Origin of the sequence: Microcoleus sp. Pol12B5 (assembly GCF_036701335.1) — a bacterium.
GTDB lineage: Bacteria > Cyanobacteriota > Cyanobacteriia > Cyanobacteriales > Microcoleaceae > Microcoleus.
The window spans coordinates 1-3,597 of sequence record NZ_JAUBQQ010000136.1 but is presented as its reverse complement, the minus strand read 5'-3'; the positions used below and the strand labels follow the sequence as shown (position 1 = coordinate 3,597).

Here is a 3,597-nt window from a genome sequence, read left to right as displayed (position 1 = left end):
ATGACACCGCCCATGATGAAGTCGGTAGTGTCGCCGCCGTTGATAGTTTGTTGGACGGGGTTGGGGGTGATGGTGGCCGGATCTAGTTGCGGAGGGTTGAGGCTATCGAGTAGGCAATCATCTACGGCCGGCGCGGGTGTGGGAGTTGGTGTTGGTTCGGGTGTGGGCGTGGGAGTTGGTTCGGGTGTGGGCGTGGGAGTTGGTTCGGGTGTGGGAGTCGGAGTCGGTTCGGGTGTGGGAGTCGGAGTGGGAGTCGGCGTCGGAGTCGGTGTGGGAGTTGGGGTGGGCGTGACTGTAGGGTTAAATTCGTAAGCGCCAATATCAACGATCGCACTTCCGTTATTATCACCATCTTGAGGGCGACTCACACCGCGCTGATCCGCAGCAGGCGCGCCCGCACCAGTACCGGTATCAATTGCCGGACTTCCTGTTAGCAGCGGCAGCACGAAAGCGCCGTTAATATTTTCCAAAGGGCCGAGTTTCGGGTCTGCGATCGTAATACTTGCCGTAACATTACTATCATTAGGATCTCCCACAGTCAGTTTAGCGGGAAATTGAAGATTGTTTCCCCCATCGATGAGCTCCCGTCCAGTGTGCTGCCTATTTTTAAAAGGATTACTTGCCGTATTCCTATCAAAAATCGAATTCTTGACAGTAATTGGCGATTTCACAGGATCGTTAAAAGTAGCAATACCTCCAGAATATTCCCCAGCGGTATTTTTAGCAAAACTCGAATTGACGATATTAGTTGAAAAAGAATCTCTGTTGCCAACAACCATTCCCCCGCCCTGCTTAGCAGCACTGTTGCCGGAAAAGGTACTGTTGACAATGCTGACGTTTCCATTTTCTCCCAACCACAAACCGCCGCCGTTGTCTTCAGCTTTATTGTTAGCGAATGTGCAGTTTGTCACTGTCAAATCAGCATTACCGTGACGGACTCCGCCTCCAGAACCTCCAGTACCTGATGAATTCTTTACGGCTTGGTTATTAATAAAAGTGCTATTTTCCAAAACCACTTTATCTTGCAAATAACCAAACAAAAAGGCTGCGCCTCCTTCTCCTGAGCCGATATTGCCGTCAAAAATGCTGTTGCGGATAGCAATATTTCCCGCAACAGGGCCGGGGGTTGCATTGGGTCCTGAAGCATTAGCGCCATCGACGTAAACTGCTCCGCCAACGCCTTTATCTGTGCGGTTGCCTGTGAATTTAGAGTTTTCGATCGTCATGCTGCCCAACAGGTTATTAACAGCACCGCCGTAGCTGCCTTTGTTGTTGGTAAATTCGCTATCTTTGATAGTCAGAACACCGCCGCTTTTAGTAGCGATCGCGCCGCCACCACGTTCGGTATTATCTGCTAGTGAACCATCATTGCCACTAAACTTGCTGTTAATTACAGTCGTCGTGCTGCGGAAACCCGTGTAAATGCCGCCACCAAAACCAGCAACATTATTATTGACTTGGCTATTTTCTAAAGTTAAAGTGCTGCTACCTCCTGTTTGAATGCCACCACCGGCGCTAGTTGCCTCATTATTCTGATCGGTTCCAGAAACTTTGCCGTTGGCAATAATCAGGTTTTTTAGAGTAACATTTGTTGCACTCTCTGTACGGATTACCCGCGAAGTATTATTGCCACTGATGGTTAAATTGGCTGCATTAACTGCATCAATTGTCAAGCTTTTGTTGATGACAAGTTGACCATTCGTGAGGGTAATTGTTTGGCCCGCAAGAGTGGAGGCAAATTCAATGGTATCGTCGGCTGCTGCAGAGGCGATCGCATCTCTCAAGGAACCGGCCCCGCTATCATTAGTGTTGGTAACGGTAATAGTCTTTAAAGTCCCTTGATAATCCGCCATTGCCTCTGGAGTCAAGGCTAGCGGTGCTTCAATATCACCCTTGGCAAACTCCAAATTCCAGTTACCTCCGAGACCAGTGCGATCGCTAGATGCCGCAATATCAGCCCCGGTTAACTCGCCCAGGCGATCGACAAAATCACTTCCCGAACCCGCAGCAACATCGCAACCGTAAAGGACAATATCTGCTTTGTCGCTCAGCGCATTTCGCCACCCTTGCAACTGGCTTTCATATTGCGATAAATTATCCGAATTCAACGTCGTATAACCTAGCTGCAAGCTGCCAGAATTGCCGTGAGAAAAAATGTGAACTTGGTCTACAGTTCCCCCCGCAGCAGAAATTGTTTGCAGTTTCGCAGTAATTTGCTCGACTCCGTTACCATTTTTATCTAAAATGATGATCTCTGCACCGGGAAGCACGCCACCCGTAAGAGTTTGATAGTCATCTAACTCGGAATCAATGAAGACAATAGATTTAGAACGAGAATTGCGGCTCGCAGATTGTGAATCAATACTGGCAAAACTTGAGTTCATTTCGCATACCCTATGAGAATGTTTACTATTTGCTGGTAGATTCACCTTGAAAGCAGAAGGCTAGAGATACAAAAGGCAGAAGGTAGAATAAAAACCTCGGTTATCCATCGGGGAGATTAAAATTTAGGGAAAAACTTTAATTTTATCCCTAATTGAAATCCGAGATTTGTCTCCATAATCAGTTTAAGCTGGGTGGAAATTGCGATTTTTTTGGCAATTAAATGTAGCAGAGGATGTAATGTAAATAGTCGGGTACGGGGAACCTCTATATGTAGATTTGCCATGCACGTTATTAGCCAGATAAGTAGTGCATCAAACCATTGGGAAGCCTTGGTCAGGTAAAATCCAGAAAAGATTTTCTGGACTTCGGAATCTCTGAGAATTGCTCTAGCTAGTACCTGATACATTCACATTAGATAAAACCAGGAAGATTTCCTAAAGTTTTGATTAATTTAACTTTTTTACTATCTGGAAAAAAGTTCCCAAAAATCTGAAATTTAGTGTTGAGAAAGCTGGCTTTATTCGGGCGCTACTTATGGCTAGCCAGCTCAGGATTGCAATAGACGGATGTGCCTCATTCTAGGTGTGGGCGATCGGCAATAAACAAGATTTATTACCGATCGCAGTTGAAAAGAATCAGATCGCTCCTATTTGTTGGCGTAGCCCCCCTAGGGGCGGGCTGCGCTAACGTCATCCACCAAATTTTAGGAGTTTGGGAGCTTTCTTCACCACTTCTAAGCGGGCTGGCTGCTTATAGCGCACCCTACCCCAGGCAGTTAGATTGTTACCTGAGTGAAATCGCTAGCAGTGAGAATACCGGGGGTAATATTGTTAAGCTTCGCCAACAATTGATTGCTGTCCGTCACAGTAATCAAAGTTTGATTGTTGCTGGAAGTAATACTGAGTTGATTGAAACTCAAACCAGAATTCAACCCAATTAAATCCTCTCCCTTGCGGAAATCGGTAATAATGTCGCTACCCAAACTTTGATTTAGGAAAAACACATCATTTCCCGAACCTCCCGTCAATGTATCATCCCCAACATCCCCGGACAGGAAATCGTCCCCAGCACCGCCGCTGAGAATATCATTACCCTTACCGCCGTAAAGCGTATCGTTATCGGTGTCGCCGAACAGCACATCGTTTTCATTGCCGCCCAACAGCAAGTCGTTGCCCTCACCGCCATCGAGACTGTCGTTTTCTTTGCCGCCGT

General features: G+C 46.8%; 2 protein-coding genes. Both read right to left on the bottom strand.

Annotated elements, in window-relative coordinates; all coding sequences use genetic code 11:
- Nucleotides 1-2,384: DUF4347 domain-containing protein (locus tag QUA24_RS26825; RefSeq protein ID WP_333233432.1), on the bottom strand; the 2,384-nt coding region annotated here is incomplete at its 3' end.
- Between the two features lie 776 nt (nt 2,385-3,160).
- Nucleotides 3,161-3,597: calcium-binding protein (locus QUA24_RS26820; RefSeq protein WP_445242655.1), on the bottom strand; the 437-nt coding region annotated here is incomplete at its 5' end.